This window comes from Cupriavidus necator, assembly GCF_040578825.1.
GTDB lineage: Bacteria > Pseudomonadota > Gammaproteobacteria > Burkholderiales > Burkholderiaceae > Cupriavidus > Cupriavidus necator_E.
Window position 1 is genome coordinate 14922 of the sequence record NZ_JBEFLI010000019.1, and the last position, 25858, is coordinate 40779.

General features: G+C 66.6%; 21 protein-coding genes. 5 read left to right on the top strand and 16 right to left on the bottom strand.

From position 1 onward, the window contains the following. Nucleotides 1–120 precede the first annotated feature (120 nt). The 5 genes from AB1I47_RS11925 to AB1I47_RS11945 all read right to left on the bottom strand — a co-directional run bounded on the left by AB1I47_RS11925 (nt 121) and on the right by AB1I47_RS11945 (nt 3594). Nucleotides 121–429: a hypothetical protein gene (locus tag AB1I47_RS11925; protein ID WP_354683958.1), complete on the bottom strand. Its 309-nt coding sequence runs from the start codon at nt 427–429 to the stop codon at nt 121–123. A 111-nt stretch (nt 430–540) separates the two neighbouring features. Beyond that, nucleotides 541–1134: a YceI family protein gene (locus AB1I47_RS11930; protein WP_354683959.1), complete on the bottom strand. Its 594-nt coding sequence runs from the start codon at nt 1132–1134 to the stop codon at nt 541–543. 3 nt (nt 1135–1137) lie between these two features. Then, nucleotides 1138–1521 carry an MAPEG family protein gene (locus tag AB1I47_RS11935; protein WP_354683960.1) on the bottom strand — a complete coding sequence of 128 codons (384 nt, stop codon included), beginning with the start codon at nt 1519–1521 and terminating at the stop codon, nt 1138–1140. A gap of 82 nt (nt 1522–1603) precedes the next feature. Then, nucleotides 1604–1837: an RNA-binding S4 domain-containing protein gene (locus AB1I47_RS11940; protein WP_354684025.1), complete on the bottom strand. Its 234-nt coding sequence runs from the start codon at nt 1835–1837 to the stop codon at nt 1604–1606. Then, complete coding sequence (locus AB1I47_RS11945; RefSeq protein WP_354683961.1) at nt 1837–3594, bottom strand: glutamine--tRNA ligase/YqeY domain fusion protein; 1758 nt, start codon at nt 3592–3594, stop codon at nt 1837–1839. Before AB1I47_RS11945 ends, AB1I47_RS11940 begins: the two co-directional genes overlap by 1 nt. A gap of 273 nt (nt 3595–3867) precedes the next feature. On the opposite strand from AB1I47_RS11945, the gene AB1I47_RS11950 reads away from it, so the two are divergent. Then, nucleotides 3868–5307: a CoA transferase gene (locus AB1I47_RS11950; protein ID WP_354683962.1), complete on the top strand. Its 1440-nt coding sequence runs from the start codon at nt 3868–3870 to the stop codon at nt 5305–5307. A gap of 13 nt (nt 5308–5320) precedes the next feature. Here the strand turns inward: AB1I47_RS11950 and AB1I47_RS11955 are convergent, their stop codons facing one another. From AB1I47_RS11955 to AB1I47_RS11970, 4 genes are all read right to left on the bottom strand, one after another. After that, entirely contained in the window at nt 5321–5938 is a 618-nt protein-coding gene (locus AB1I47_RS11955; protein WP_354683963.1) for a pyridoxamine 5'-phosphate oxidase family protein, read from the bottom strand. A 56-nt stretch (nt 5939–5994) separates the two neighbouring features. Continuing rightward, nucleotides 5995–6855, bottom strand: coding sequence for a PhzF family phenazine biosynthesis protein (locus AB1I47_RS11960; protein WP_354683964.1), 861 nt, complete (start codon nt 6853–6855; stop codon nt 5995–5997). A gap of 292 nt (nt 6856–7147) precedes the next feature. Next, nucleotides 7148–8773: a gamma-glutamyltransferase gene (gene ggt, locus AB1I47_RS11965; protein ID WP_354683965.1), complete on the bottom strand. Its 1626-nt coding sequence runs from the start codon at nt 8771–8773 to the stop codon at nt 7148–7150. 47 nt (nt 8774–8820) lie between these two features. Beyond that, nucleotides 8821–9798, bottom strand: coding sequence for a Bug family tripartite tricarboxylate transporter substrate binding protein (locus AB1I47_RS11970; protein ID WP_354683966.1), 978 nt, complete (start codon nt 9796–9798; stop codon nt 8821–8823). Between the two features lie 175 nt (nt 9799–9973). Between AB1I47_RS11970 and AB1I47_RS11975 the strand changes: the two genes are divergently transcribed. Together AB1I47_RS11975 and katG are read left to right on the top strand one after the other, a co-directional pair. Next, the gene (locus AB1I47_RS11975; protein WP_354683967.1) at nt 9974–10861 is read left to right on the top strand and encodes a LysR substrate-binding domain-containing protein; all 888 of its coding nucleotides are present in this window, start codon (nt 9974–9976) and stop codon (nt 10859–10861) included. A gap of 307 nt (nt 10862–11168) precedes the next feature. Then, the gene (gene katG / locus AB1I47_RS11980) at nt 11169–13430 is read left to right on the top strand and encodes a catalase/peroxidase HPI (RefSeq protein WP_354683968.1); all 2262 of its coding nucleotides are present in this window, start codon (nt 11169–11171) and stop codon (nt 13428–13430) included. Between the two features lie 67 nt (nt 13431–13497). On the opposite strand, the gene AB1I47_RS11985 is transcribed toward katG, so the two are convergent. The 3 genes from AB1I47_RS11985 to AB1I47_RS11995 all read right to left on the bottom strand — a co-directional run bounded on the left by AB1I47_RS11985 (nt 13498) and on the right by AB1I47_RS11995 (nt 16166). Next, entirely contained in the window at nt 13498–13974 is a 477-nt protein-coding gene (locus AB1I47_RS11985; protein ID WP_354683969.1) for an aminoacyl-tRNA deacylase, read from the bottom strand. A 214-nt stretch (nt 13975–14188) separates the two neighbouring features. Then, entirely contained in the window at nt 14189–15691 is a 1503-nt protein-coding gene (locus AB1I47_RS11990) for a tripartite tricarboxylate transporter permease (protein ID WP_354683970.1), read from the bottom strand. Nucleotides 15692–15704: 13 nt separating this feature from the next. Beyond that, nucleotides 15705–16166, bottom strand: coding sequence for a tripartite tricarboxylate transporter TctB family protein (locus AB1I47_RS11995; protein WP_354683971.1), 462 nt, complete (start codon nt 16164–16166; stop codon nt 15705–15707). A gap of 352 nt (nt 16167–16518) precedes the next feature. Here AB1I47_RS11995 and AB1I47_RS12000 point away from each other — a divergent pair, with 352 nt between their 5' ends. Beyond that, a complete protein-coding gene (locus tag AB1I47_RS12000) occupies nt 16519–18300 on the top strand; it encodes a potassium/proton antiporter (RefSeq protein ID WP_354683972.1) in 1782 nt (593 codons plus the stop codon). A gap of 97 nt (nt 18301–18397) precedes the next feature. Here the strand turns inward: AB1I47_RS12000 and AB1I47_RS12005 are convergent, their stop codons facing one another. The 3 genes from AB1I47_RS12005 to AB1I47_RS12015 form a co-directional block, all read right to left on the bottom strand. Next, nucleotides 18398–19393, bottom strand: a complete 996-nt coding sequence (locus AB1I47_RS12005; RefSeq protein WP_354683973.1) for a Bug family tripartite tricarboxylate transporter substrate binding protein — start codon at nt 19391–19393, stop codon at nt 18398–18400. Between the two features lie 28 nt (nt 19394–19421). Next, nucleotides 19422–19877 (bottom strand): DUF2214 family protein, encoded by a 456-nt coding sequence (locus AB1I47_RS12010; RefSeq protein WP_354683974.1) that lies wholly within the window; start codon nt 19875–19877, stop codon nt 19422–19424. A 96-nt stretch (nt 19878–19973) separates the two neighbouring features. After that, a complete protein-coding gene (locus tag AB1I47_RS12015) occupies nt 19974–21194 on the bottom strand; it encodes a CaiB/BaiF CoA transferase family protein (protein WP_354683975.1) in 1221 nt (406 codons plus the stop codon). Nucleotides 21195–21456: 262 nt separating this feature from the next. On the opposite strand from AB1I47_RS12015, the gene alaS reads away from it, so the two are divergent. Continuing rightward, on the top strand, nt 21457–24081 hold the full coding sequence (gene alaS / locus AB1I47_RS12020) for an alanine--tRNA ligase (RefSeq protein WP_354683976.1): 2625 nt from the start codon (nt 21457–21459) through the stop codon (nt 24079–24081). 1014 nt (nt 24082–25095) lie between these two features. On the opposite strand, the gene AB1I47_RS12025 is transcribed toward alaS, so the two are convergent. Continuing rightward, nucleotides 25096–25857 (bottom strand): slipin family protein, encoded by a 762-nt coding sequence (locus AB1I47_RS12025; protein WP_354683977.1) that lies wholly within the window; start codon nt 25855–25857, stop codon nt 25096–25098. Nucleotide 25858: the final 1 nt, after the last annotated feature.

The following is a 25858-nucleotide window of genomic DNA, read 5'->3' on the forward strand; positions in this document are numbered from 1 at the left end:
GTGAAGTGAGCGGCTGGCGCCCCGGCGCGGGAGCGCGGCGCGGGAGACGCAAAAGGCCGCATCATACGCGATTGGCATTGCGCGGGTTCGTTCGGCGCGGCCCTGCGCCGTGGGCCGGCCTCAGCGCTTGCGGTATTCCTTCAGGTAGAAGCGCAGCAGCGCCGACAGCAGCAGCGTGCCAAGGAAGGCGGCCGCCACCACCAGCGCCTGGCCGGCGGAGGTCTCGAGCTGGCCGGCTACGCCCAGCCGGAACAGCCAGGTGCCGACCATCATCGCCAGGAACGGCATCAGCAGCGCGCCGCGGCCGTAGGTGCGTACCGCCCACAGCGGGAAACGGCGCAGGAAGTCGCCCGGAATGCTGCAGGCCAGGCAGGCCCCGGCAGCCGCCAGCGCGGCGGCCACGATGTCGCCGGAATGAATGTCAAACATGTTCTTTGTCTCGCGTCGCCGCACACGCAGGCGAGCGTGGCAGGAATTGGCAAAGCGCTGATTCTACAAGAGAAAAACGCGCCACAGGTGACGCTTCCGGTTCGCTTCGGGTTATTGCGCAGGCACGCCCGCGGGCGATGCCTCGACCGCCACTTGCAGCGTTACGGTGTCGCCCACGTCAGGCAGGAAGCGGGTCATGCCGAAGGCACTGCGCGGCACCTCGGCGCGGAAATCGCCGCCGCAGACCTGGCGGCTGACGCCGAACAGGGTGACCTCGCCACAACGGAAGCGCTCGGCCTGCAGCCGCACCGGCTGGGTCACGCCATGCAGCGTCAGTTCGCCCTCGACCGCGACCAGCCGGCCGCTCTCGGCGATGAAGCGCTGCGCGCGCACGCGCGCAACGGGGTACTGGGCGACATCGAAGAATTGTGCCGAGCGCAGCACGCCGTCCAGCGTGCGGTTGCCGGTATCGACCGACGCCAGGTCCACCGTCACGTCAAATGCGCCGGCGCCATTGTCGGCGTCATAGACGATGCGCCCGTCGATCTTGCCGAAGCGCCCGCGCACCGAGCTGCGCTCGAAATGGCTGGCGGCGAAATAGACCGTGGTGTGGGTCGGGTCGATGGTGTATTCGACCGGGGCCGCCAGCGCGCTGGCAGCGCAACTGATGGCGGCAACGAAAATCAGCGCGCGTCGTCGGCTCATGGCTCAGTGGACAAAGACCGGCAGCAGGAAGATCCCCACCACCGACAGGTAGCCGATGGTCCAGCACAGCGTGCGCAGCGTGGCGCGGTCGGCCAGGTAGCACACGGTGTAGAGGATGCGGGTAACGATAAACACCACCGACAATTCGTCGATGCGCGCCTGCGGCGCATCCAGGTAGCTGGCGGCCAGCACCGCGGCGGCAAAGAAGGGAAAGGCCTCGAAGTGATTGCGGTGCGCCATGTCGGCGCGGCGCGCGCGGCCGGTCTGCTTGTCCAGCCAGCCGCGCGGGTCATGGTTGTCGAAACCCGGCGCGCTGGCCTTGGCGATCGCCACCGTTACCAGCGGCAGGATGCCGGCCAGCAGCACGCACCAGAACGCGATCGGCATGGTTGCAGTCCTTTCGTCCTTTCGGTGGCGACGCCTGCGCGGCCCTCAGCGGCAGCGGCCGTCCATGACCCGCTCTACGCGGTCAGGCCGCGACCACGCGGATCTCGATACCCGCCAGGCCGACCACCTGCCCGGCGCGGATCTTCGCAGTCTTGCGCGATTCGGGCGCGCCGTCCACCGACACCTCGCCCGCGGCGACCAGCGCCTTGCCGGCGCCGCCGCTGTCGCACACGCCCGCCAGCTTCAGCAGGTCATTGAGCGCGATGAACTCGCCCTCGAGCGGGAAGGTAATGGTCTGTATGCCTGATCTGGCCATCACTTGCCCCAGCTGTCCTTCAACCCGACGATGCGGTTGAAGACCGGCTTGCCCGGCTGCGAATCGATGCGGTCAGCGACAAAGTAGCCGTGGCGCTCGAACTGGAAGCGGTCTTCGCGCTGCGCCTCGCGCAGGCCCGGCTCCAGGTAGGCGGTGATCACCTTCTTGGAGTCCGGATTCAGCGCGTCCAGGAAGTTCTTGCCGCCGGCGTCCGGGTTAGGATCGTTGAACAGGCGGTCGTACAGTCGCACCTCGGCCTCATAGCCGTGCGCTGCGCTGACCCAGTGGATCACGCCCTTGACCTTGACGCTGTCGGCGCCCGGCGTGCCGCTCTTGGTGTCGGGCAGATAGCTGGCGTGCACCGCCACGACATTGCCGTCGGCATCCTTGTCCACGCCGGTGCACTCGATCACGTAGCCGTACTTCAGGCGCACCTTGTTGCCCGGGAACAGGCGGAAGTAACCCTTCGGCGGGTTCTCGTTGAAATCCTCGCGCTCGATCCACAGCTCGCGCGACAGCGGGAACACGCGCTTGCCCAGTTCCGGCTTCTTCGGATGCACCGGTGCCGAGCATTCCTCGCTCTGGCCCTCCGGGTAGTTGTCCAGGATCAGCTTGAGCGGGTCCAGCACGGCGACGCCGCGCGCGGCGCGCCCGTCGAGGTCGTCGCGCACCGCACCTTCGAGCGTGCTCATGTCGATCCAGCTGTCGGCCTTGGCCACGCCGACGCGGTCGCAGAAGAGCTGGATGGACTCCGGCGTGTAGCCCCGGCGGCGGATGCCGACGAGGGTGGGCATGCGTGGATCGTCCCAGCCGTCGACGCGCTTGTCGTCGACCAGCAGCTTGAGCTTGCGCTTGCTGGTGATGGCGTAGGTCAGGTTCAGGCGCGCGAACTCATACTGGTGCGGCAGCGGGTCATGGAACACGCCGCAGTCGCGCAGGTGTTCCAGCACCCAGTCGTACAGCGGGCGGTTGTTCTCGAACTCCAGCGTGCATAGCGAGTGCGTGATGTTCTCGATCGCGTCCGAGATGCAGTGCGTGAAGTCGTACATCGGGTAGATGCACCACTTGTCGCCCGTGCGGTGGTGATGCGCATGGCGGATGCGGTAGATCACCGGGTCGCGCATCACGATATTGGGCGCGCTCATGTCGATCTTTGCGCGCAGCACGTGCTCGCCGTCGGCGTATTTGCCGGCGCGCATGTCACGGAAGAGCTGCAGGCTCTCTTCGACGCTGCGTTCGCGGTACGGCGAGGGCTTGCCCGGCTCGGAGAAATTGCCGCGGTTGGCGGCGATCTGCTCGGCGGTCTGGCTGTCGACGTAGGCGGCGCCGCGCTCGATCAGCTTCTCGGCAAACGCGTAGAGCTGGTCGAAATAGTCGCTGGCGTAGTACAGGTGGGCGTGCTTTTCGCCGTCCTTGCCCTGGCTGTCCCACGAAAAGCCCAGCCAGTGCACCGCGTCGATGATCGAATCGACGTATTCGGTGTCTTCCTTGACCGGGTTGGTGTCGTCAAAGCGCAGGTGGCAGCGGCCGCCGTAGTCGCGCGCCAGGCCAAAGTTCAGGCAGATGCTCTTGGCATGGCCGATATGCAGGTAGCCGTTGGGCTCCGGCGGGAAGCGGGTGATGACGGTCGGCAGCGGTTCGCCGGCCTTGTCCTGGCGGCCGGCGTAGGTGCCGGCGGCGAGGTCCTGGTCGATGATGCTCCGCAGGAAATTGGAGGCGGCGGGGGTGCTGTCGGTAGGCTTGTTGTCGTGGCTCATGGTGGCGCCGGTTGGCCGGCCGCAATGGTGTTACCGCACAGGGTTCCCAAGGTTCGGCCGGGTCGTCAGATTGCGTGGCGGAATGCCAATACCGGGATTTTACCGTGCCGGCGGCGCCGCACGGCCTGAGCAGCGGCTGATTTGCGGCCATATCGCGGGTTTGCGCGGCGCCGATCCGTGCCGCTGCGACGAAAGTGATGTGTCGGAGTAGCATAAAGACCCGTGCCGGCTGGCCCTTGGCGCCGGATTCCGACCATCGTTGCAGGAACGCTCATGAATACTCTTCCCGATGCGGCACCCACGCCGCCCGAGCCCTCCGATGTTGTCGCCGCGCTATGGCGCGACGCCGGCCTGCCGGCGGAGGCACTGGCTCACCTGAACCTGGACGGCGCCGAGCCGGTACTGCCATCGACCTTCGCTGTCGGCACCGCGGCACAGGCCAGCCTGGCGGCGTCGGCGCTGGCGGCGGCCGCGCTGTGGCACAGCCGCACCGGCCGCTGGCAGCAGGTCGGCGTCGACATGCGCCACGCCATCACCGAGTTCCGCAGCGAGCGCTACCTGCGCGTGGACGGCGGTCCTGCGCCCGAGCTGTGGGACAAGATCGCCGGCGTCTACCGCTGCGGCGACGGCCGCTGGGTCAGGCTGCATACCAATTTTCCCCATCACCGCGATGGCGTGCTGCGCCTGCTGGGCTGCGCCAACGACAAGGCGGCGGTGCAGGCCGCGCTGGAAAAGTGGGAGGCGGAGGCCTTCGAAACCGCCGCATCGGACGCCGGCATGGTGGTCGCTGCCATGCGCAGCTTCGACGAATGGGACCGCCATCCCCATGCCGCCGCGTTGCGCGGGTTGCCGCCGGTGACGCTGGAGCGCATCGGCGACGCGCCGCCGCAGCCGCTGCCGCCACCGGCATCGCCAGACGCGCAACCGCTGTCCGGCGTGCGCGTGCTCGATTTCACCCGCATCATCGCCGGCCCGGTGGCCGGGCGCACGCTGGCTGCGCACGGCGCCGACGTGCTGCTGGTCACCGCGGCGCACTTGCCGTCGATCCCGCCGCTGGTGATTGATACCGGCCGCGGCAAGCGCAGCTGCCAGCTCGACCTGCGCGATCCCGACGACAAGCGCACGCTGCACAAGCTGCTGCACGGCACCGATGTGATGGTGCAGGGCTATCGCCCCGGCGGGCTGGCCGAGCTGGGCGCCGGGCCCGAAGCCGCGGCGCGGGCGCGGCCGGGCATCGTCTATGTGTCGCTGAGCGCGTACGGCCATGTAGGGCCGTGGTCGCACAAGCGCGGCTTCGATTCGCTGGTGCAGATCGCGACCGGCTTCAACCATGCCGAAGCGCAGGCCGCCGGCAGCGATACGCCGCGCCCGCTGCCGGCGCAGGTGCTGGACCATGCCGCGGGCTACCTGCTGGCGTTCGGCGCGATGGCCGCGCTGCACCGGCGTGCCGTCGAGGGCGGAAGCTGGCATGTGCGCGTATCGCTGGCGCAGGTGGGGCAGTGGCTGCGCGGACTGGGAAGGGTGCCAGACGGCCTGAAGGCGCCCGAGCAGAAGATCGACGATATCGCCGACCTGCTCGAAGCGGTGCCCTCCGGATTCGGCATGCTGACCACCGTCCGGCATGCGGCGCATCTGTCGGAAACGCCGGCGCGCTGGACGCTGCCGTCGGAGCCGCTCGGCACGCATGCGCCCGGGTGGCTGCCACGCGCGTAAGCGGGGAGGAGGCCTAGTAGAGGGTGGTGCGCTGCCGCTCGGGCAGGTCGCGGTCGTAGGCGGCGCCGTCGATGGCGTTGTCGCTCAGCGTGGCCAGGATCTCGCCGTTGCTGGGCAGGGTCCTGCGTGCGATTTGCGCGTCGGCCGACCACAGCCGCGAGCGGATCAGCGCGCGGGCGCACTGGAAGAACACCGCTTGCACCGTCACCACCAGCACCGTGGTCGGCGCCTTGCCGTCGACCACGCAGCGCGCGATCAGCTCGGGGTCCGTGCTGATCTGCGCGGTGCCGTTGACGCGGATGGTCTCGTTGACGCCGGGAATCACGAACAGCAGCCCGACGCGAGGATCGGCGACGATATTGCGCAGGCTGTCGATGCGGTTGTTGCCGCGCCGGTCCGGCAGCAGCAGCGTGCGCTCGTCCAGCACCTGCACGAAGCCGGGCGCATCGCCGCGCGGCGAGCATTCGGCCCAGCGCTCGCCCACGGTCGACAGCAGGCAGAACGGCGCTGCCTCGATAAAGGCGCGGTAGTGCGGGTGCAGGTAGTCGACTTCCTTGGTCAGCGACGGCGCGGCGGGCTGTGCGTACAGGGCTTCCAGTTCGGCCAGCGAGGTGATGGCGTGCGAGGTCATGGCGGATCGGGCGTTAGCGTCGGCAGGTGCAAGCCGTCAATGTAGCGCAGGTGCGCTTACAGGGTCACGGTGCCGCGGCCGATTTCGATCACGCGGCCGCCCACGCGGATCGCACCGTCGGCACCGACCGCCAGCCACAGCCGGCATGGCCGGCCCACGGCCTCGCCCTGGTCGATCACGTATTCCGCCGGCAGCGCATGGCCGGTGGCCAGCAGCCAGCCGCCGAGGTTGGCGCAGGCCGAGCCCGTGCCCGGGTCTTCGGCCACGCCGCCGCCTTGCTTGGTGAAGAAGTAGCGCGACAGCATGCGGCCCGGCTGTTCAGGATCGAAGGCAAAGACATAGGCGGTCTTGCGGCCCAGGCTGCTTTGCGGCCAGATCTCCAGGCGCGAACTGTCCGGGTTGGCGCGGCGCACGGCCTCGGTGCTGCGTACCGCCACCAGCAACTGGTCGGCGCCGGTATCGACCCACATCGGCGCGACCAGCAGGTCGCGTGCGTGCAGGCCGAGCAGGCTCGCCAGTTCGGCGTCGGGCAGGCCGGCCGGGGCGGTCTTTGGCTTGCCGCTGTGCGGGGCGGTAAAGGTCCAGACATCGCCCTGCGCGGTGACGGGCACCACGCCGGCCAGGAATTCCAGCGTCAGCGCGTCGCCGGTGCGGCACAGCTCGCGCACCACGTGCGCGGTGCCCAGCGTCGGATGGCCGGCGAAGCGCATCTCATAGCCCGGCGTGAAGATGCGCACACGCGCGCTGGCGTTCTCCGACGGAAAAATAAAGGTGGTTTCCGACAGGTTGAACTGCAGCGCCAGCGCCTGCATGGTGGCATCGTCCATGCCGCGCGCGTCCTCGAACACGCACAGGGGATTGCCGCCGAAGGTGGATTCGGCAAAGACGTTGAGCAGGCGGAAAGCGTAGGTGGTCATGGCGCGGGGGCTCCGGGGGGCTTGTCGAGCACAAGTGTACGGAGCGCGGGCGCGGGTGCCATGCACAGTTGGTGTGGTTGCGGGCGGGCCAGTTGCGGCGCGTGGCATTGGTTTGCGACGACGCTTGCAGCAAGCTGCTCTCTCCCCCTGAGGTCCCTGAGGGGAGAGGGAGAACACCTTGCTTAGGCTAGTTCGGGCGGCTTTGGTGCACCCAAAAACGTTGGCCCTGCTTGAGGTGGCTCCCTGCTAGACCACCCCTCACCCCGGCCCTATCCCCTGAGGGGAGAGGGAATCAGAACCCCACCGCCTGCCCGTCCCGCCGGCTGTCGCTGGCCGCCACATACCCATGTTCGGCATCCTCCGACAACCGCCAGATAAACTGCCCCGAGCCAAAATCCATATACGGATCGTCCACCGACTTCAACTTGTGCCCGCGCGCCTTCAACCCCTCGACCGTCGCCGGGTCCATGGTGCCCTCCACATCCAGCGTGAAGTCGCGGTTGACCTTCCAGCGCGGCGCGCAGCACGCGGCCTGCGGCTGCTGGTTGTAGTCGAGCATGCGCACCACGGTCTGCAGGTGGCCCTGCGGCTGCATGTCGCCGCCCATCACGCCGAAGCTCATCACGGGCCGGCCGCCCTTGGTCAGGAAGGCCGGGATGATGGTGTGGAACGGGCGCTTGCCGCCGGCAACCACATTGGCCGACTTCGGATCCATCGAGAAGCCCACGCCGCGGTTCTGCAGGCTGATGCCGGTGCCCGGCACCACCACGCCCGAGCCGAAGCCCATGTAGTTGGACTGGATGAACGAGATCATCATGCCGTTCTCGTCGGCGGCGGTCAGGTAGATGGTGCCGCCCACCTTGGGCATGCCGAAGTTGAAATGCGTGGCGCGCTGCATGTCGATCAGCTTCGCGCGCGACTTCAGGTACGCGTCGTCGAGCATGTCTTCCGGCGTGACTTCCATGCTGCGCGGATCGGCCACGTAGCGGTAGAGGTCGGCAAAGGCCAGCTTCATCGCCTCGATCTGCAGATGCTGCGAATCGACCGAATCCACCGGGATCGACGCCATGTCGAACTGGCCGAGGATGCCCAGCGCGATCAGCGCGGCGATGCCCTGGCCGTTGGGCGGGATCTCGTGCAGCTCGTAGTCGCGGTAGGACTTGCTGATGGGCTTGACCCAGTCGGGGCGGTAGTTGCGCAGGTCGTCCAGCGTCATCGCGCCGCCGCACTGCTTGCTGTACGCGGCGATCTTCTCGGCGATCTCGCCTTCGTAGTAAGCGCGGCCGTGCGTCTCGCCGATCTTGCGCAGCGTCTCGGCGGCGGCCTTCATCGTGAATTTCTCGCCGACCAGCGGCGCGCGGCCGTGCGGCATGAAGGTCTCGGCATAGCCGGGCTGGTCCTTCAGCTCAGGCACCGCGGCGGCCCACTTGTGCGCCACCACCGGCGGCACGGCGTAGCCGCGCTCGGCGATCTCGATCGCGGGTTCCATCAGGTCGGCGAACGGCAGCTTGCCGAAGCGCTCGTGCAGCGCGGCCCAGCCTGCGATCACGCCGGGTACGGTGACCGAGTCCCAGCCGCGCACCGGGCGATTCGCCAGGCCGTTGGCGTCGGTGCCGTATTTGTTCTTGAAATACTCCGGATTCCACGCGGCCGGCGCCACGCCCGAGGAGTTCAGGCCGTGCAGTTCCTTGCCGTCCCACAGGATGGCGAAGGCATCGCTGCCCAGGCCGCACGACACCGGCTCGACGATGGTGATGGCTGCCGCCGCGGCAATCGCGGCATCGACCGCATTGCCGCCCTTGAGCAGCATGCGCAGCCCGGCCTGCGCGGCCAGCGGGTGCGAGGTGGACACCACGTTGCGCGCAAACAGCGGGATGCGCACCGAGGGGTAGGGGTTGGTCCAGTTGAAGTTCTGCATGCTTGTCTCTGTCCTTTGCCGGCGGTGGCCTGGGGCGGCCCTCGCCATTATTCTGCCGTGATCTTGCGATCGCTGATCAGCTTGCCCCAGCGGGCGCTGTCCTTCTTCACCATCGCAGCAAACTGCGCCGGCGTGCCGCCGACCGGCTCGGCACCCAGCTTGCCCAGGCGTTCCTTCACCTCGGGCGACTGGATCGCCTTGTTGAACTCGGCGTTGAGGCGGCTGACGATATCGGCCGGCAGGCCCTTGGGGCCATAGATGCCGAACCAGGTATCGGATTCGAAGCCGGGCAGGCCCGATTCGCTGGCGGTCGGGATTTCCGGCGCCAGCGGCGAGCGCCTGGCGCTGGTCACCGCCAGCGCCTTCAGCTTGCCGTCCTTCACATGCGGCAGGCCCGACACGATGCTGTCGAACAGGACCTGCACCTTGCCCGAAATCAGGTCAGGCACGGCCAGCGCAGTGCCGCGGTAGGGGATGTGGGTGATAAACACGCCCGCCTGCGCCTTGAACGCTTCGGCGGTCAGGTGCACCACGGTGCCGTTGCCGCTGGAGGCGTAGTTGAGCTCGCCGGGATGCTTCTTGGCGTAGTCGACCAGTTCGCGCACGTTCTTCACCGGCAGGCTGTTGGGCACCACCAGCACGTTGGTCGCGATCGCCACCTGGCCCACCGGCGTGAAATCGGTCTCGGTGTTGTACGGCAGCCGGGTATTGATATACGGTCCGATCGAATGCGTGCTGGTGGTGGCGATCAGCAGCGTATAGCCGTCGGGCGCGGCCTTGGCGGCCATGTCGGAGCCGATCGCGCCGCCCGCGCCGGGCCGGTTGTCGACCACGATCTGCTGGCCCATGCCGGCGCCGACCTTCTGCGCGATCGCGCGCGCCAGCAGGTCGGTGGCGCCGCTGGCAGGGAAGGGCACGATCAGGCGGATCGGCTTGCTGGGATAGTTGTCAGCCAGTGCGGGCGTGGCGGCCAGGCACAGGCCGGAGGCAAGGCCAATGCCGACGAGGCGCAGCCAGGTTTTCATTCTTCTCTCCGGTGTCAGGCGAACGGCTTCGTGTGGATCCAGTTCATGAGCCGCCCTTCATTATTCCGCGCTGCCGGACACAAAGAAAGCTAATATTCCTTTCCACTGTCACAAGGAAAACTTAAGTGTCATGTCCTTGCCGGCATCGTCCTGTCCTTGTTTGCCGGGTGCGTCCATGAGCACTGTCCGATTCCTCAGAACCTTCGTCGCCGTGGCCGAGCACGGCTCCTTCGCCGCGGCCGCCGGCCAGGTGGCGCTGACCCAGGCCGCGGTCAGCCTGCAGATGCGCGCGCTGGAAAACGAGCTGCGCCGCGAGCTGTTCGACCGCAATGGCCGCGTGGCGGTGCTCAATGCCGACGGCCGCGCGCTGCTGCCGCAGGCGCGCAAGCTGCTGGCGCTGTATGACGAGATGCGCCAGCCGCTGGCATCGGACCAGGCCATGGCCGGCGCGGTCGCGGTAGGCGCCGTGGTGTCGGTAATGGGCGGGCTGTCGCACGCGGTGGCGCGGATGAAGCGCACCTATCCGGCGCTGGATGTGCGCCTGGTCGGCGCCAAGTCGATCGAGCTGGCTGCGCAGGTGGAGGCGGGCGAGCTCGACGCCGCGATCCTGGTCGAGGGCGCCACCCGTGTGCCCGGCACGCTGCGCTGGACGCCGCTGTACCAGGAGCCACTGGTCGCCATCGCCGCGCGCGGCAGCCCGGGGCGTGACGCACGCGAGGCGCTCGCCGGCAATCCCTATTTGCGCTTTGACCGGACCCAGCGCACCGGCGTGCTGATCGAGCGCGCGCTGCGGCGCGCGCACCTGAAAGTCAATGAATTCCTCGAGCTGAACGCGATCGAGGCGCTGGTCGAACTGGTGCGGCAAGAGGTGGGTGTGACCGTGGTGCCGCTGCTGCGCCGCGCGCGCTGGCGCGACGATGAGGCGCTGCGCGTGCTGCCGCTGCTGGTCAACGGCGAGCCGGTGATGCGTCACATCGGCATGCTGGAGCGGCGCGCCCACGGGCGCGGGCAGGTGACCGCGGCCGTGCGGGCGGCCTGTAGCGAGCTGTTCGGCGTCCAGTGAGCGTTGCGTCGACACCATAACCCCGGTCTATCGGGAGGATAGTCAGAATCGCATTCTCCTGGCGTCCCGCTGTGCATATATTTGGGTTGCGGACAGCCGCTGACGCGGCTGCATTGCCATGGGCGCCCGACCTGCCGCGTCGGCGTACGCCCATGCGGATCGTGCACCGGCAGTCATCAGCCGGCATGCTTTTGAAGGAGATTCCCGGCGCGGATTCGCAAGATTCACCAGAGCGGGATCGCTGCAACAGCGACCCCCGGCGCCATCGCTGCAGGCGTGTTCAGTACGTCCCACAAGGAGAGAACGCATGTCTAACGAAGCAAAGTGTCCCTTCACACATACCGCCGGCGGCGGTACCACGAATCGCGACTGGTGGCCAAGTCAGCTGCGCCTGGACCTGCTCAGCCAGCATTCCGGCAAGTCCAACCCGCTGGGCGCGGACTTCAACTATGCGCAAGCCTTCAGGAGCCTGGACCTGGCGGCGGTAAAGAAGGACCTCGCGGCGCTGATGACCGAGTCGCAGGACTGGTGGCCGGCGGACTTCGGCCACTACGGTCCGCTGTTCATCCGCATGGCTTGGCACAGTGCCGGCACCTACCGCATCGGTGATGGCCGCGGTGGCGCAGGGCGCGGCCAGCAGCGTTTCGCGCCGATCAACAGCTGGCCGGACAACGTCAGCCTGGACAAGGCGCGCCGGCTGCTATGGCCGATCAAGCAGAAGTACGGCCAGAAGATCTCCTGGGCCGACCTGCTGGTCCTGACCGGCAACGTCGCGCTCGAGACCATGGGCTTCAAGACCTTCGGCTTCGGCGGTGGCCGCGCAGACACCTGGGAGCCGGACCTGGATACGTACTGGGGCGATGAAAAGACCTGGCTGGGCGGTGACCTGCGTTACGGCAAGGGTGCCGCCGGCAAGTACGATGACGCAGGCGTGCTCGTCGCCGACGAGGACATGCATGGCGCCGAGGCCAGCCGTACCGACCATGGCCGCCACCTGGAGAACCCGCTGGCCGCCGTGCAGATGGGCCTGATCTATGTGAACCCTGAAGGCCCCGACGGCAACCCGGACCCGCTCGCCGCGGCGCACGATATCCGCGAGACCTTCGCGCGCATGGCGATGGACGATGAAGAGACGGTCGCACTGATTGCGGGCGGCCATGCCTTCGGCAAGACACACGGTGCCGGCCCTTCGGACAACATCGGGGCCGAGCCCGAGGGTGCCGACCTTGAACTCCAGGGCCTGGGGTGGTCAAGCACCTATGGCACCGGCAAGGGCGCCGACACGATCACCAGCGGGCTGGAGGTGACCTGGAGCAATACCCCGACGAAGTGGGGCAACAGCTATCTGGAGAACCTGTTCGGCCACGATTGGGAGCCGATCAAGAGTCCCGCGGGCGCCAACCAGTGGGTGGCCAAGGACGGCGGGGAAACCATCCCGCACGCCTACGATCCGTCGAAGAAGCTGCGGCCGATGATGCTGACCACGGACCTGTCACTGCGTTTCGACCCGGACTACGAGAAGATCGCGCGGCGCTTCCTGGAGCATCCTGACCAGCTTGAGGATGCCTTTGCCCGCGCCTGGTTCAAACTGACCCACCGCGATATGGGCCCGCGCGCCCGTTACCTCGGCCCGGAAGTGCCGGCCGAAGAACTGATCTGGCAGGATCCCATCCCGGCGGTCGACCATCCGCTGGTCAACGAGCAGGATGTCGCCGCGCTCAAGCAGAAGGTCCTGGCGTCGGGGCTGCCGGTCTCGCAGCTGGTGCAGACCGCCTGGGCCTCGGCCTCCAGCTTCCGCGGTTCGGACAAGCGTGGTGGCGCCAATGGCGCGCGCATCCGCCTGGCGCCGCAGAAGGACTGGGCAGCCAACGAACCCGAGCAGCTGGCCAAGGTGCTGAAGATGCTCGAAGGGATCCAGGCCGAGTTCAACGGCGCGCAGTCCGGCGGCAAGAAAATTTCGCTCGCCGACCTGATCGTGCTGGCCGGTGATGCCGGGATCGAGCAGGCCGCGCAGAAGGCCGGCCATCAGTTGACCGTGCCGTTCACGCCGGGCCGCATGGATGCCTCGCAGGAACAGACCGACGTGCTGTCGGTCGGCGCGCTCGAGCCGAAGGCAGACGGCTTCCGCAACTTCCTCAAGCAGAAGTACGCGGTCCCGGCGGAGGCGCTGCTGATCGACAAGGCGCAATTGCTGACCCTGACCGCGCCCGAGATGACGGTGCTGATCGGCGGGCTGCGCGTGCTGAACGTCCATACCGGGCAGGATGCGCATGGCGTCTTCACCGACCGGCCGGAAACGCTGACCAACGACTTCTTCCGCAACCTGCTCGACATGTCTACGGAGTGGAAGCCGCTGTCGGAGGACAGGGACGTGTTCGAAGGGCGTGACCGCAAGACCGGTGAGAAGAAGTGGACCGGTACCCGCGTCGATCTGGTGTTCGGTTCGAATGCCCAGTTGCGGGCGCTTTGCGAGGTCTACGCAAGCGAGGACGCGCAGGAGAAATTCGTCCGGGACTTCGTTGCCGCCTGGGTCAAGGTGATGAACCTCGACCGGTTCGACGTCGCTTAAGCGGCCCACGCAAAGACAAGCGGCCGGCAGGCGCCGGCCGCTTGGCTTGTCAGGGCATGACCCTGTCCTACATCGTCCGGTGCGCGAAATGCCCGCGCCGCGCGTCGGCCATCAGTTCGAGGAACTGATCGGTGCTCATGTGCACCAGTTCCTGATGGTCGCCCGCCTCGAAGTAGACGTCGGGGTGCGTCAGCAGACTGTCGTCGAGCCAGGTCTGCGTGCCGTACGCCATGCCGACCGGCGGGATCGCGCCGCGGTCGCAATCGCTGAACACTTCGCGCACGCCATCCTCGTGCGCCAGCGACAGCTTGCGGCCCGTCTGCTCGCAGATTTCCGACAGTTTCAGGTGGTGGGTGGAAGGAATCACGGCTGCGACGTAGCCGCTGCCGTCCTCCAGCAGGACGGTCTTGGCCAGACGGTCTCCGGGAATGTTTGCAGCCTGCGCAGTGGCCACGCTGCTGCTGGGGCTGTAGGGGTGGCGAACGGTGTCGAACCGGGTCTGCTTGTTGCTCAGGCATCTCGCCAGCGTGGTAGCCATGGTCATGATTTCAACCTCCGACGCGCTCATCGCGACAGTTGTCCACGTGTCAGTAATATAGGTCGTCGGGCGGCGGTTGCGGGGGGCATTCTCCCGTGTGCGGCTGGCTCTTCGTGTTCCTGAACGGTCACGCAAATCGGCGCACAACAAAAAAAGGGCACCTCGCGGTGCCCTAGTCTTGCGTTGTGCCGCCGGTGCAGGCACCGGCGTTGTTACTTGCTTATTCTTCCTGGAACGCTTCTTCGCGCTTGGCCTTGATCGACGGCAGCGCCACGATCACCACCAGCACCGCGGCGGCGATCAGCAGGCCCAGCGACAGCGGACGCGTCAAGAACACGCTGAAGTCACCACGCGAGAGCAGCAGCGAGCGGCGGAAGTTCTCTTCCATCATCGGCCCCAGCACGAAGCCGAGCAGCAGCGGTGCCGGTTCGCAGCGCAGCTTGATGAACAGGTAGCCAATCACGCCGAAGGCAGCGGTCTGGAACACGTCGAAGGTGGTGTTCTGGACCGAGTACACGCCGATGCAGCAGAACGTCAGGATGGCCGGGTACAGGTAGCGGTAGGGCACCTTCAGCAGCTTCACCCAGATACCGATCAGCGGCAGGTTCAGCACGATCAGCATCAGGTTGCCGATCCACATCGAGGCGATCAGGCCCCAGAACAGCGCCGGGTTGCTGGTCATCACCTGCGGGCCGGGCTGGATGTTGTGGATGGTCATCGCACCCACCATCAGCGCCATCACCGCGTTGGGCGGAATGCCCAGCGTCAGCAGCGGGATGAACGAGGTCTGCGAGGCCGCGTTGTTGGCCGATTCCGGACCCGCCACGCCTTCGATCGCGCCCTTGCCGAATTCCTGCGGGTACTTGGAGGTCTTCTTCTCCAGCGAGTACGCCGCGAACGAGGCCAGCGAGGCACCACCGCCCGGCAGGATGCCCAGTGCCGAGCCCAGCGCGGTGCCGCGCAGCACCGCCGGGATCATGCGCTTGAAGTCCTGCTTGGTCGGGAACAGGTTGGTGATGTGGTCGGTGAAGGTCTCGCGGTGTTCCTTCTGCTCCAGGTTGGCAATGATTTCAGCAAAGCCGAAGATACCCATTGCCACAGAGACGAAGTTCAGGCCGTCGGTCAGTTCCGGCACGTCGAACGAGAAGCGCGCCGCGCCCGAGTTCACGTCAGTGCCGACCAGGCCCAGCAGCAGGCCCAGCACGATCATGGCGATGGCCTTGACCAGCGAACCCGACGCCAGCACCACGGCGCCGATCAGGCCCAGCACCATCAGCGAGAAGTATTCGGCGGGGCCGAACTTGAACGCCAGTTCCGACAGCGGTGCGGCAAAGGCGGCCAGGATCATGGTGGCGACGCAGCCGGCGAAGAACGAGCCCAGACCCGCTGTCGCCAGCGCCACCCCCGCTCGCCCTCGTCTCGCCATCTGGTAGCCATCGATGGTTGTCACCACCGACGACGATTCGCCGGGCAGGTTCACCAGGATGGCGGTGGTCGAACCGCCGTACTGGGCGCCGTAGTAGATACCGGCCAGCATGATCAGCGCGGCCACCGGCGGCAGCGTGTAGGTCACTGGCAGCAGCATGGCGATGGTGGCCAGCGGCCCCAGGCCCGGCAGCACGCCGATCAGGGTACCCAGCAAGCAGCCCAGGAAGGCGTATGCGAGGTTCTGGAAGGTCAGGGCAGTGGCGAAGCCCAGACCCAGGTTGGTGATAAGTTCCATGTTGGCGGGCTCCTTAGCTTGCCAGGAAAGCCGGCCACACCGGCATCTGCAGGTTGATGCCGTACACGAACGCGCCCAGGCTGATCAGCACCAGGATGACCGCGTTGAGGATGGCACCCTTCCAGCTGAACTCGTGGCTGGCCATCGACGACACCAGCACCAGCACCAGCACCGACAGCACCATGCCCAGCGGCTTCAGCAGCAGGCCGAACAGCACGACCGAACCGAGGATCCACAGCAGCGTCTTGATGTCCCAGCGGGCCAGCGTGTCTTCTTCTGTCTTGGTCGACAGCGAACCAGCCAGCACCAGCACGCCCAGCAGGGCAAGCACGATGCCGAGCCAGAACGGGAAGTATCCGGGTCCCATTTTTGCGGCGGTTCCCATGGAATAGCCGCGTGCGACCCAGGAAAAGCCGAATCCGACCAGGATGAACATCAGGCCGGAGGCAAAGTCCTTTTGGCTACGTATGCGCAAAGTGAATCTCCTCGTTTAGACGCTTGAAATCTGCGGCTGACCCCTTGTTGCGCTGCATCAATACGCACTGCGCGCGGGGCCCTCCTGCGGGGCAGGGTGGAAGTTAAGGGGGCGACCTTTCAGCTACCTTTCAGATGTCTGCAAAGAGGGTCATGGTGAGGGTATCCCCTAGTGAAAATGCGCTTAAAAGAGCCGCCGGACGCAGGCTGGAGGCGGGTTGGCGGGTAGTTGGCCGGCGCTCCGGCGGGGCCGCTGCGCTATCATCCGGGACGACCCGCCGCCACCCGGGAGACCGTCGCGGTGAAAGGTTTGTAGGGTTCCGCAACGGAACCCACGCAACGCAAGGAGCGGTTTGGAGAGCATCGACCACATCATCCTGATCGGCGCCGTCGTGATGTCGTTAGGCATCGTGCTGGGCGCGTTCTCGGCACGCTTCGGCGTGCCGGTCCTGCTGGTCTTCCTGGCCGTCGGCATGCTGGCCGGCGTGGATGGCCCGGGCGGCATCCGTTTTTCCGATACCTGGCTCAGCTTCCTGGTCGGCAACCTGGCGCTGGCCATCATCCTGCTCGATGGGGGGCTGCGCACGCGCTTTGCCACCTTCCGGGTGGCGCTCCGGCCATCGCTGTCGCTGGCGACCGTCGGGGTGCTGGGGACCGCCGGGCTGGTGGGCTGGTTCGCCGCGTGGCTGCTCGGCATCGACTGGCGCCTGGGGCTGCTGCTTGGTGCCATCGTCGGCTCGACCGACGCCGCGGCGGTGTTTTCGACGCTCAACAGCAGTGGCACCCGACTCAAGGAGCGCGTCGCGAGCGTGCTCGAGATCGAGTCGGGCATCAACGACCCGATGGCGATCTTCCTGACGCTGACGCTGATCGAATGGCTGACTGCCCCAGACGGCATGACGCCGCTGGGGCTGCTGACACGGCTGGTGGTGCAGTTCGGCGTCGGCGGCGTGCTCGGGCTGGCGCTGGGCTATTGCCTGGCCACCGTGCTGGAGCGCATCCACGTCGCCGAAGGGCTGCAGGCAATCCTGCTGTGCTCCGGCGGCGCGATGGTGTTCGCCCTGGTGCAGGCCGCCGGCGGCAGCGGTTTCCTGGCGGTGTACCTGACCGGCATGCTGATCGGCAACCGCGAGCGCGCGGTCACCTCCGACACCATGCGCGCGATGGACGGCATGGCCTGGCTGGCGCAGTCGGCGATGTTCCTGCTGCTCGGCCTGCTGGTCTCGCCGCACCGGATCTGGGAAGTCGCCGGCCCGGCCGCGGCGGTGGCCGCGTTCCTGATGGTGGTGGCGCGTCCGGTGGCGGTGTGGCTGGCGCTGCTGCCGTTCCGCTTTAATGCGCGCGAGACCGGCTTTATCGCCTGGATGGGACTGCGTGGCGCCGTGCCGATCGTGCTGGCGCTGTTCCCGCTGCTGCGCGAGGTGCCGCAATCCGGGCTGCTGTTCCGCATCGCCTTTGCCGTGGTGCTGTTCAGCCTGCTGTTCCAGGGCACCACGGTGTCGGTGGCGGCGCGGCTGGCACGCGTGCGCCGGCCCGGCTACCCGGAGCCGGTCGCACGCTCGCGCCTGCGCGGCACGCGCGCGCCGATCCTGGAGGTGATGCAGTTCTGCGTGGGCCCGAATGCCCCGGTGGAGGACGTCCGCGCCGACCAGCTCGAACTGCCGCCGCGCTGCCGGCTGATGACCGTGGCGCGCGACGACGCGCTGGCGGCACCGGACCAGACCGTGCTGCGCGCCGGCGACAGCGTCTGCGTGCTGGCGCCGACCACGACGCTGCCGATGCTGTCGGCGCTGTTCCAGTCGCCGGGCCGCGCGCCGACCTTTGAAGAGGTGTCGCACGACTTTTTGCTGTCAGGCGACGCGCCGCTGAAGGAAGTGGCGGCGATGTACGGCATGCGCGCGCTGACGCCGGAGGAGGAGCCTTTGACGCTGGAGGCGGCGATGCAGCGGGTCTTTACCTCACCGCCGGTGGAAGGCGACAGCGTAGAGATTGCGGGGTTGCCGCTGACGGTGACGCGGATGGAGGGGGCGCAGATCATCCAGGTGGGGTTGTTGCTGCCGCGGCTGGAGGGGGATTCCGGGGGACGGATCTGGCGTCGCCGGCAAAAGGATGAGGCGGCGCGCCAGCAGGGCTGACGGCGTTCGTTGTGTGACGACGCCTGCAGCAAGCTCCCCTCTCCCGCCTGCGGGAGAGGGGTGGGGGAGAGGGCAGGCGTTTGCGTGCGCCTTTGCTTCAGTCCACCTTCGCGCCCGACACCTTCACAATCTGCGCATACTTCTTCAACTCTTTCTGAATCAACGCCGCAAACTGCTCCGGCGTCGTCGGCGCCGGCTGCGCGCCGATGCGCGCCAGCCGCGCCTTCATATCCTCCGTCTTCAGGATCGCCACGATCTCGTGGTTGAGCCGCTCGACAATTTCCCGCGGCGTATTGGCCGGCGCGAATACGCCGAACCACGTCGAGATATCGAAGCTCTCCAGCCCCAGCCCCTTGCCGGCCTCGGCAATGGTCGGCAGCTCCGGGAACGCCGCCGCGCGGCCGGCCGTCGTCACGGCAAAGGCCTTGAGCTTGCCCGCCTTGATATTCGCCGACGCCGAAGCCAGGTTGTCGAAGATCAGGTCGGTCTGGCCCGACAGCACCGACAACTGCGCCGGCGCGGCGCCGTTGTACGGGATATGGACCATGCTGACCCTGGCCATGCTCTTGAACAGCTCCCCCGACAGGTGCCCGGCGCTGCCGTTGCCGCCCGAGGCGTAGTCCAGCTTGCCGGGGTTCTTGCGCGCATACGCAACCAGGTCGCGCACATTGTTGATCTGCAGCTCGGCCGCCTTGCCCGGATGCATCACCAGCACGTTGGGCACGTCCGCCACCAGCGTGATCGGCGCGAAGTCCTTCACGGGGTCATACGGCATCTTGCTGAACAGCGTCGGGTTGATGGCATGCGTTGCCACCGCGCCCATGACGATGGTGTAGCCGTCGGCCGGCTGCTTGGCGACGTAGTCCGCGCCCAGGTTGCCGCCGGCACCCGGCTTGTTCTCGACCACCACCGGCTGGCCCAGGCTGTCGCGCAGTTTTTCGCCGATGGCGCGCGCGACGGTGTCCAGCGGTCCCCCGGCCGGATAGGGCACGACGAAGCGGACCGGCTTGGTCGGGTAGGCATTCGCCGCCATGGCGGCGGTGGCGGGCAGCATCGCGGCCATCAAGGCCGCGGCAAGCAGTTTCTTCAGCATGTCTGGGACTACAGCAGGATTGGGATTGTTATCTGGCGCCGATGCCGCGCGCCATCATCACCGCGCACAGCGGCAGCAGGATCAGCAGGTGCGCCTCGATCATGACCCAGCGGCGCGCCGCCTTCAGCTCCGACGGCGGCGGCACGTAATCGCGCAGCGTGCGCGCCTGCTTGCGCCAGCGCGCGATGGCGAAGGTCGGCGGCAGCGAGCACAGCGCGATCAGCACGAATACGCCCACCTTGGCGTGGAACCACGGGTTATGCAAGTAAAAATCGAGGCCCTTGGCGCCGTAGAACAGCCGCAGCACCCCGGTGCCCAGCACCACCATCGCCGACAGGAAGTAGAACAGGTCATACAGCGACAGGCGCCGCACCGCGGCCGGCGTGATTTCCGGGCGCAGCACCACCGCCTCGGCGGCCATCAGCGTGATCAGGACGAAGATGGCAAGGAAATGCAGGAAGGCCAGGATGGCGTCGGTCAGCATGGGTTCTCCTTTGCTCCTTAGCTTCAGCGTGGACTGAACGGCGTGCGGAAGACAACCGGCGGCGGGACCATGCCGGCCGCCGGCAGGAGGAGAATCTTACAGCACACCCTTTGCCCGTAGTGCTTCGATCTGCTCAGCGCTGTAGCCCAGCGCTTCCGCCAGCACCGCGTCAGTGTGCTCACCCAGCAGCGGCGGATGGCGCAGCGCCTCGGGCGGCGTGGCGCTCATCTTGATCGGGCTGCCGACCAGCTTGACCTCGCCGGCGCTGGGGTGGGGCAGGTCCACGCGCAGGCCGCGCGCCTTGACCTGGTCGTCCTCGAACACGTCGTCGAGCGTATTGATCGGGCCGCACGGCACGCCGGCCGCTTCGAGGTCGCGGATCCACTGGGCGCGGGTGCGCGGGCGCACCATCTCGGCCAGGATCGGCACCAGCACGTCGCGGTGGGCCACGCGCTGCGGGTTGGTGGCAAAGCGCGGGTCGTCGGCCAGCTCGGGCATGCCACCGTCGGTCACGAACTTGCGGAATTGCCCGTCGTTGCCCACCGCGACGATGATCCAGCCGTCGGCGGCCTGGAAGGTCTGGTAGGGAACGATGTTGGGGTGCGCATTGCCCCAGCGGCGCGGCGCCTCGCCGCTGGCCAGGTAGTTGGTGTTCATGTTGGCGAGCATCGCCACCTGCACGTCCAGCAGTGCCATGTCGATGTACTGGCCCTCGCCGGTGCGGTCGCGGTGGGCGAGTGCCGCCAGCACGGCGATGGTGGCGTACTGGCCGGTCATCAGGTCGGAGATCGCCACGCCGGCCTTCTGCGGGCCGCCGCCGGGCAGGTCGTCGCGCTCGCCGGTCAGGCTCATAAAGCCGCCCATGCCCTGGATAATGAAGTCGTAGCCCGGGCGCGCGGCGTACGGGCCGGTCTGGCCGAAGCCGGTGACCGAGCAGTAGATCAGGTCCGGCTTCACCTGCCTGAGCGACTGGTAGTCCAGGCCATATTTCTTCAACTGGCCGACCTTGTAGTTCTCCAGCACCACATCGCTTTGCGCCGCCAGCTCGCGCACGATCCGCTGGCCTTCCGGCGTGCTGATGTCGCAGGTGACCGAGCGCTTGTTGCGGTTGGCGGCCAGGTAATAGGCAGCCTCGGCGGTGTCGCGCCCGTCCGTGCCCTTGAGCCACGGCGGGCCCCAGGTGCGGGTGTCGTCGCCCGCGCCCGGGCGCTCGATCTTGATCACATCGGCGCCGAAGTCGGCAAGGTTCTGGGCGCACCATGGCCCGGCAAGCACGCGGGTCAGGTCGAGGACGCGGAGATGGCTTAAGGCTCCCATGGCGGTAGGCGGATGCTGAGGTATTGCGGGGAATGCACTGTACCACCGGGCCGGCGTGAGGCGTGGTGTGAAGTGGCGTATAAGTCGCTTCCGGTTGCCGGATTTGGGCGATAGCCGGCCGGCCGCGCAGCGCCCCGGCCCGGCGTGGCCCGCGTGTCCTTTGGGGCTGGCTTGCCCGTATAATCAACGGTTTGCAAATCCAATACTGACTCGTCGCGCCCTGTGTGGTGTCCTCACTGACAAGGCAAGCGTCCGCCATCCCATGAAAGTCTCAGACATTCGCAGCAAGTTCCTGCAGTTCTTCGAATCGAAGGGCCATACCGTGGTCCGCTCGTCCAGCCTGGTGCCGGCGAACGACCCGACGCTGCTGTTCACCAATTCCGGCATGGTGCAGTTCAAGGACGTGTTCCTGGGCACCGACAAGCGGCCGTACACCCGCGCCACCTCGGCGCAGCGCTCGGTGCGCGCCGGCGGCAAGCACAACGACCTGGAGAACGTGGGCTACACCGCCCGCCACCATACGTTCTTCGAGATGCTGGGCAACTTCTCGTTTGGCGACTACTTCAAGCGCGATGCCATCCTGTACGCGTGGGAACTGCTGACCAAGACCTACCAGCTGCCGGCCGAGAAGCTGTGGGTGACGGTCTACGCGGAAGACGACGAGGCCTACGACATCTGGGCCAAGGAAGTGGGCGTGCCGACCGAGCGCATCGTGCGCATCGGCGACAACAAGGGCGCGCGCTATGCGTCGGACAACTTCTGGCAGATGGCCGACACCGGCCCGTGCGGCCCGTGCTCGGAAATCTTCTACGATCACGGCCCGGACGTGTGGGGCGGCCCCCCGGGATCGCCCGAGGAAGACGGCGACCGCTACATCGAGATCTGGAACCTGGTGTTCATGCAGTTCAACCGCGACGAGCAGGGCAACATGACGCCGCTGCCCAAGCCGTGCGTGGACACCGGCATGGGCCTGGAGCGCATTGCCGCTGTGCTGCAGCACGTGCACAGCAACTATGAGATCGATCTGTTCCAGGCGCTGATCAAGGCTGCCGCGCGCGACACGCATACCAGCAACCTGAACCAGAACTCGCTGAAGGTCATCGCCGACCATATCCGTGCGTGCTCGTTCCTGATCGTCGACGGCGTGATCCCCGGCAACGAGGGCCGCGGCTACGTGCTGCGCCGGATCATCCGCCGCGCCATCCGCCACGGCTACAAGCTGGGCCAGAAGACCCCGTTCTTCCACAAGATGGTGGCGGACCTGGTCGAGCAGATGGGCCAGGCCTATCCGGAGCTGGCCGAGGCGCAGTCGCGCGTGACCGAAGTGCTGAAGGCCGAGGAAGAGCGCTTCTTCGAGACCATCGAGAACGGCATGTCGATCCTGGACGCGGCGCTGGCTGAGCTCAAGCTCAAGGGCGGCAAGACGCTCGACGGCGAACTGGCGTTCAAGCTGCATGACACCTTCGGCTTCCCGCTGGACCTGACGCAGGACGTGTGCCGCGAGCAGGAAATCGGCGTGGATGAAGCCGCGTTCGATGCGGCGATGAACCGCCAGCGCGAGCAGGCGCGCGCCGCCGGCAAGTTCCGGATGGCCGCAGGCCTGGAGTACACCGGCGACAAGACGGTGTTCCACGGCTACGAGAAGCTGGAACTGCCGCAGGCGAAGGTCACCGCGCTGTATGTGGACGGCGCCGCGGTCGACGCGATGCAGCCGGGGCAGACCGGCGTGGTGGTGCTGGACAATACCCCGTTCTATGCCGAGTCCGGCGGCCAGGCTGGCGACCAGGGCGTGCTGAAGGCAGACAATGCTGTCTTCGCCGTTGCTGACACCACCAAGATCCAGGCCGACGTGTTCGGCCACCAGGGCACGCTGCAAGCCGGCGTGCTGAAGGTGGGCGATGCCGTGACGGCACAGGTCGATTCACTGCGCCGCGCGCGCACCGTGCGCAACCACTCGGCCACCCACCTGATGCACAAGGCGCTGCGTGAAGTGCTGGGCAGCCACGTGCAGCAGAAGGGCTCGCTGGTGGATGCGGACAAGACCCGCTTCGACTTCTCGCACAACGCGGCGCTGACGGAAGATCAGATCCGCCAGGTGGAGGAAATCGTCAACGCCGAGATCCTGCGCAACGAAGACACGCATGCCGAGATCATGCCGTTCGATGACGCGGTCAAGAGCGGTGCGATGGCGCTGTTCGGGGAGAAGTACGCTGACGATGTGCGCGTGCTGTCGATCGGCACGTCGAAGGAACTGTGCGGCGGCACCCACGTGCATCGCACTGGCGATATCGGCCTGTTCAAGATTGTGATGGAAGGCGGTGTTGCTGCCGGCATCCGCCGCGTGGAAGCAATCACGGGCGACAACGCGCTGCATTACCTGCAGAAGCTGGACGCCAAGCTGAACGAAGCCGCAGCCGTTTTGAAGGCGCAGCCGTCGGAGTTGGTGCCGCGTATCGGCCAGGTGCAGGACCAGGTGCGGGCGCTGGAGAAGGAGCTGGAACGGCTGAAAAGCAAGCTGGCGGCGTCGCAGGGCGATGAGCTGGCGGCGCAGGCGGTGGACGTGAAGGGGCTGAAGGTGCTGGCTGCGCAGCTGGACGGCGCGGATGTGAAGACGCTGCGCGAGACCATGGACAAGCTGAAGGACAAGCTGCAGAGCGCGGCTATCGTGCTCGGTGCGGTGTCGGATGGGAAGGTCAGCCTGATTGCCGGGGTGACTGCCGATGCGACGGGTAAGGTGAAGGCTGGCGAGCTGGTGAACTTTGTCGCGCAGCAGGTTGGTGGCAAGGGTGGTGGTCGGCCGGATATGGCGCAGGCGGGGGGTACTGAGCCTGCCAAGTTGCCGCAGGCGCTGGCTGGGGTGAGTGAGTGGGTGGCTTCTAAGGTTTGATGGGGTTGTTGGGTGAAAGAGGGGCGCTGCGGCGCCTCTTTTTTTATGGGCGGTAGAGTTGTGTCTTTATCGATGATCGGCGGCTCTCGATGTTGGTGACATGTTGGCGTTGTTCTGCCGCTCTTGTTGTCTCTGATCGACAGCTCGCGCTGTTGGTGACATGTTGTTGCTGTGGAACCGCCTGGTTCCGCCCTCCTGGGCGGGTCACTTTTTGTCCGAGCGACAAAAAGTAACCAAAAAGCGCGTCGCCTGAGCGGCTGGCTATCCATTGCACGGTGTTGGTGATTCAAGCGGCGGTGCTTGCCGTTTTGCGTGGTTGGCCGTTCGAGCCAGCTACGCTGCCTGTCCGGTGCCTGCGTCGACGGACTATTGGACGAACCCGACTTTGGGCTGTTGGCAACCTGCTAACCAGGTTATTGGTGAGACGCCTTCGGCTGCGCTGCGCGCGGCGTTCAATGGTGGCAGACCCACCGGCAGCGTCTTACTCCAGCGATTGGTCTTGGGCCCGTGACCGTCGTCGCTGTGCGAGCGCAGCGACGCACTCCCGGCCCCGCCCCTCGCCCCAGATGATGCGCCGCGCGCAGCGCAGCCGTAGGCGTTGACGCGATGCCCCGGTTAGCAGGCGGCCTACGCCCGTCTTGGGGATCGTCCAAAAGTGGGAATTCGCCAGGCACTGTCACTGACTCACCTGGCGTTAGCAGGGTCGAACGGCTGACCCATCGAACGGAAATCACCACCGCTCGAACCACCAACGCCGCGAACTTGATAGCCAGCCGCTCAGGCGACGCGCTTTTTGGTTACTTTTTGTCGCTCGGACAAAAAGTGACCCGCCCAGGAGGGCGGAACAGAACGGTTGACGGGCGACAACATGTCACCAAGAGCGCGAGCCGTCGATCATAGACAACGACAGCGGCAGAACAACGACAACATGTCACCAAGAGCGCGAGCCGTCGATCATAGACAACGACGGCGGTAAAACAACGCCAACATGTCACCACCTGTAAAAGCCGTCGATCACCGACCCCCACCCGCCTTCTCCCCCAACACCGTCAACAACTCCATCGGCATCGGAAACACGATCGTCGAACTCTTGTCCCCCGCAATCTGCGTCAGCGTCTGCATATAGCGCAGTTGCATCGCCTGCGGCTGCCGCGCCAGCATCTGCGCGGCCTCCAGCAGCTTGACGGAAGCCTGCAGTTCGCCCTCGGCATGGATCACCTTGGCGCGCCGCTCGCGCTCGGCTTCGGCCTGCCGCGCAATGGCGCGGATCATGGATTCGTTCAGGTCGACATGCTTGATCTCGACATTCGACACCTTGATGCCCCACGCGTCCGTCTGCGCGTCCAGCGCCTGCTGGATATCGAGATTCAGCTTCTCGCGCTCGGCCAGCATTTCATCCAGCTCGTGCTTGCCCAATACCGACCGCAGCGTGGTCTGCGCAAGCTGGCTGGTGGCTTCCAAAAAATTCGCCACCTGGATGATGGCGCGCTCCGGGTCGACCACGCGGAAATACACCACCGCATTGACCTTCACCGACACGTTGTCGCGCGAAATCACATCCTGCGGCGGCACGTCCATCACCACGGTACGCAGGTCCACCCGCACCATCTGCTGCACGGCCGGGATGATCAGCACCAGGCCCGGGCCCTTGACCTTCCAGAACCGTCCGAGCATAAACACCACGCCGCGTTCGTATTCGCGCAGCACGCGGAACGACGTGATGATGAGCAGTGCCAGCAGGAAGATCAAACCGCCGAAGCTGAATCCGAATGCCATG

Coding starts and splice junctions, on each gene's coding strand:
- katG (WP_354683968.1), top strand. CDS start 11,169: ATGTCTAACGAAGCAAAGTGTCCCTTCACACATACCGCCGGCGGCGGT.
- AB1I47_RS11985 (WP_354683969.1), bottom strand. CDS start 13,974: ATGACCATGGCTACCACGCTGGCGAGATGCCTGAGCAACAAGCAGACC.
- AB1I47_RS11925 (WP_354683958.1), bottom strand. CDS start 429: ATGTTTGACATTCATTCCGGCGACATCGTGGCCGCCGCGCTGGCGGCT.
- alaS (WP_354683976.1), top strand. CDS start 21,457: ATGAAAGTCTCAGACATTCGCAGCAAGTTCCTGCAGTTCTTCGAATCG.
- AB1I47_RS11960 (WP_354683964.1), bottom strand. CDS start 6,855: ATGACCACCTACGCTTTCCGCCTGCTCAACGTCTTTGCCGAATCCACC.
- AB1I47_RS11970 (WP_354683966.1), bottom strand. CDS start 9,798: ATGAAAACCTGGCTGCGCCTCGTCGGCATTGGCCTTGCCTCCGGCCTG.
- AB1I47_RS12010 (WP_354683974.1), bottom strand. CDS start 19,877: ATGCTGACCGACGCCATCCTGGCCTTCCTGCATTTCCTTGCCATCTTC.
- ggt (WP_354683965.1), bottom strand. CDS start 8,773: ATGCAGAACTTCAACTGGACCAACCCCTACCCCTCGGTGCGCATCCCG.
- AB1I47_RS12015 (WP_354683975.1), bottom strand. CDS start 21,194: ATGGGAGCCTTAAGCCATCTCCGCGTCCTCGACCTGACCCGCGTGCTT.
- AB1I47_RS11955 (WP_354683963.1), bottom strand. CDS start 5,938: ATGACCTCGCACGCCATCACCTCGCTGGCCGAACTGGAAGCCCTGTAC.
- AB1I47_RS11940 (WP_354684025.1), bottom strand. CDS start 1,837: ATGGCCAGATCAGGCATACAGACCATTACCTTCCCGCTCGAGGGCGAG.
- AB1I47_RS11990 (WP_354683970.1), bottom strand. CDS start 15,691: ATGGAACTTATCACCAACCTGGGTCTGGGCTTCGCCACTGCCCTGACC.
- AB1I47_RS11950 (WP_354683962.1), top strand. CDS start 3,868: ATGAATACTCTTCCCGATGCGGCACCCACGCCGCCCGAGCCCTCCGAT.
- AB1I47_RS12005 (WP_354683973.1), bottom strand. CDS start 19,393: ATGCTGAAGAAACTGCTTGCCGCGGCCTTGATGGCCGCGATGCTGCCC.
- AB1I47_RS11935 (WP_354683960.1), bottom strand. CDS start 1,521: ATGCCGATCGCGTTCTGGTGCGTGCTGCTGGCCGGCATCCTGCCGCTG.
- AB1I47_RS12025 (WP_354683977.1), bottom strand. CDS start 25,857: ATGGCATTCGGATTCAGCTTCGGCGGTTTGATCTTCCTGCTGGCACTG.
- AB1I47_RS11945 (WP_354683961.1), bottom strand. CDS start 3,594: ATGAGCCACGACAACAAGCCTACCGACAGCACCCCCGCCGCCTCCAAT.
- AB1I47_RS11975 (WP_354683967.1), top strand. CDS start 9,974: ATGAGCACTGTCCGATTCCTCAGAACCTTCGTCGCCGTGGCCGAGCAC.
- AB1I47_RS11930 (WP_354683959.1), bottom strand. CDS start 1,134: ATGAGCCGACGACGCGCGCTGATTTTCGTTGCCGCCATCAGTTGCGCT.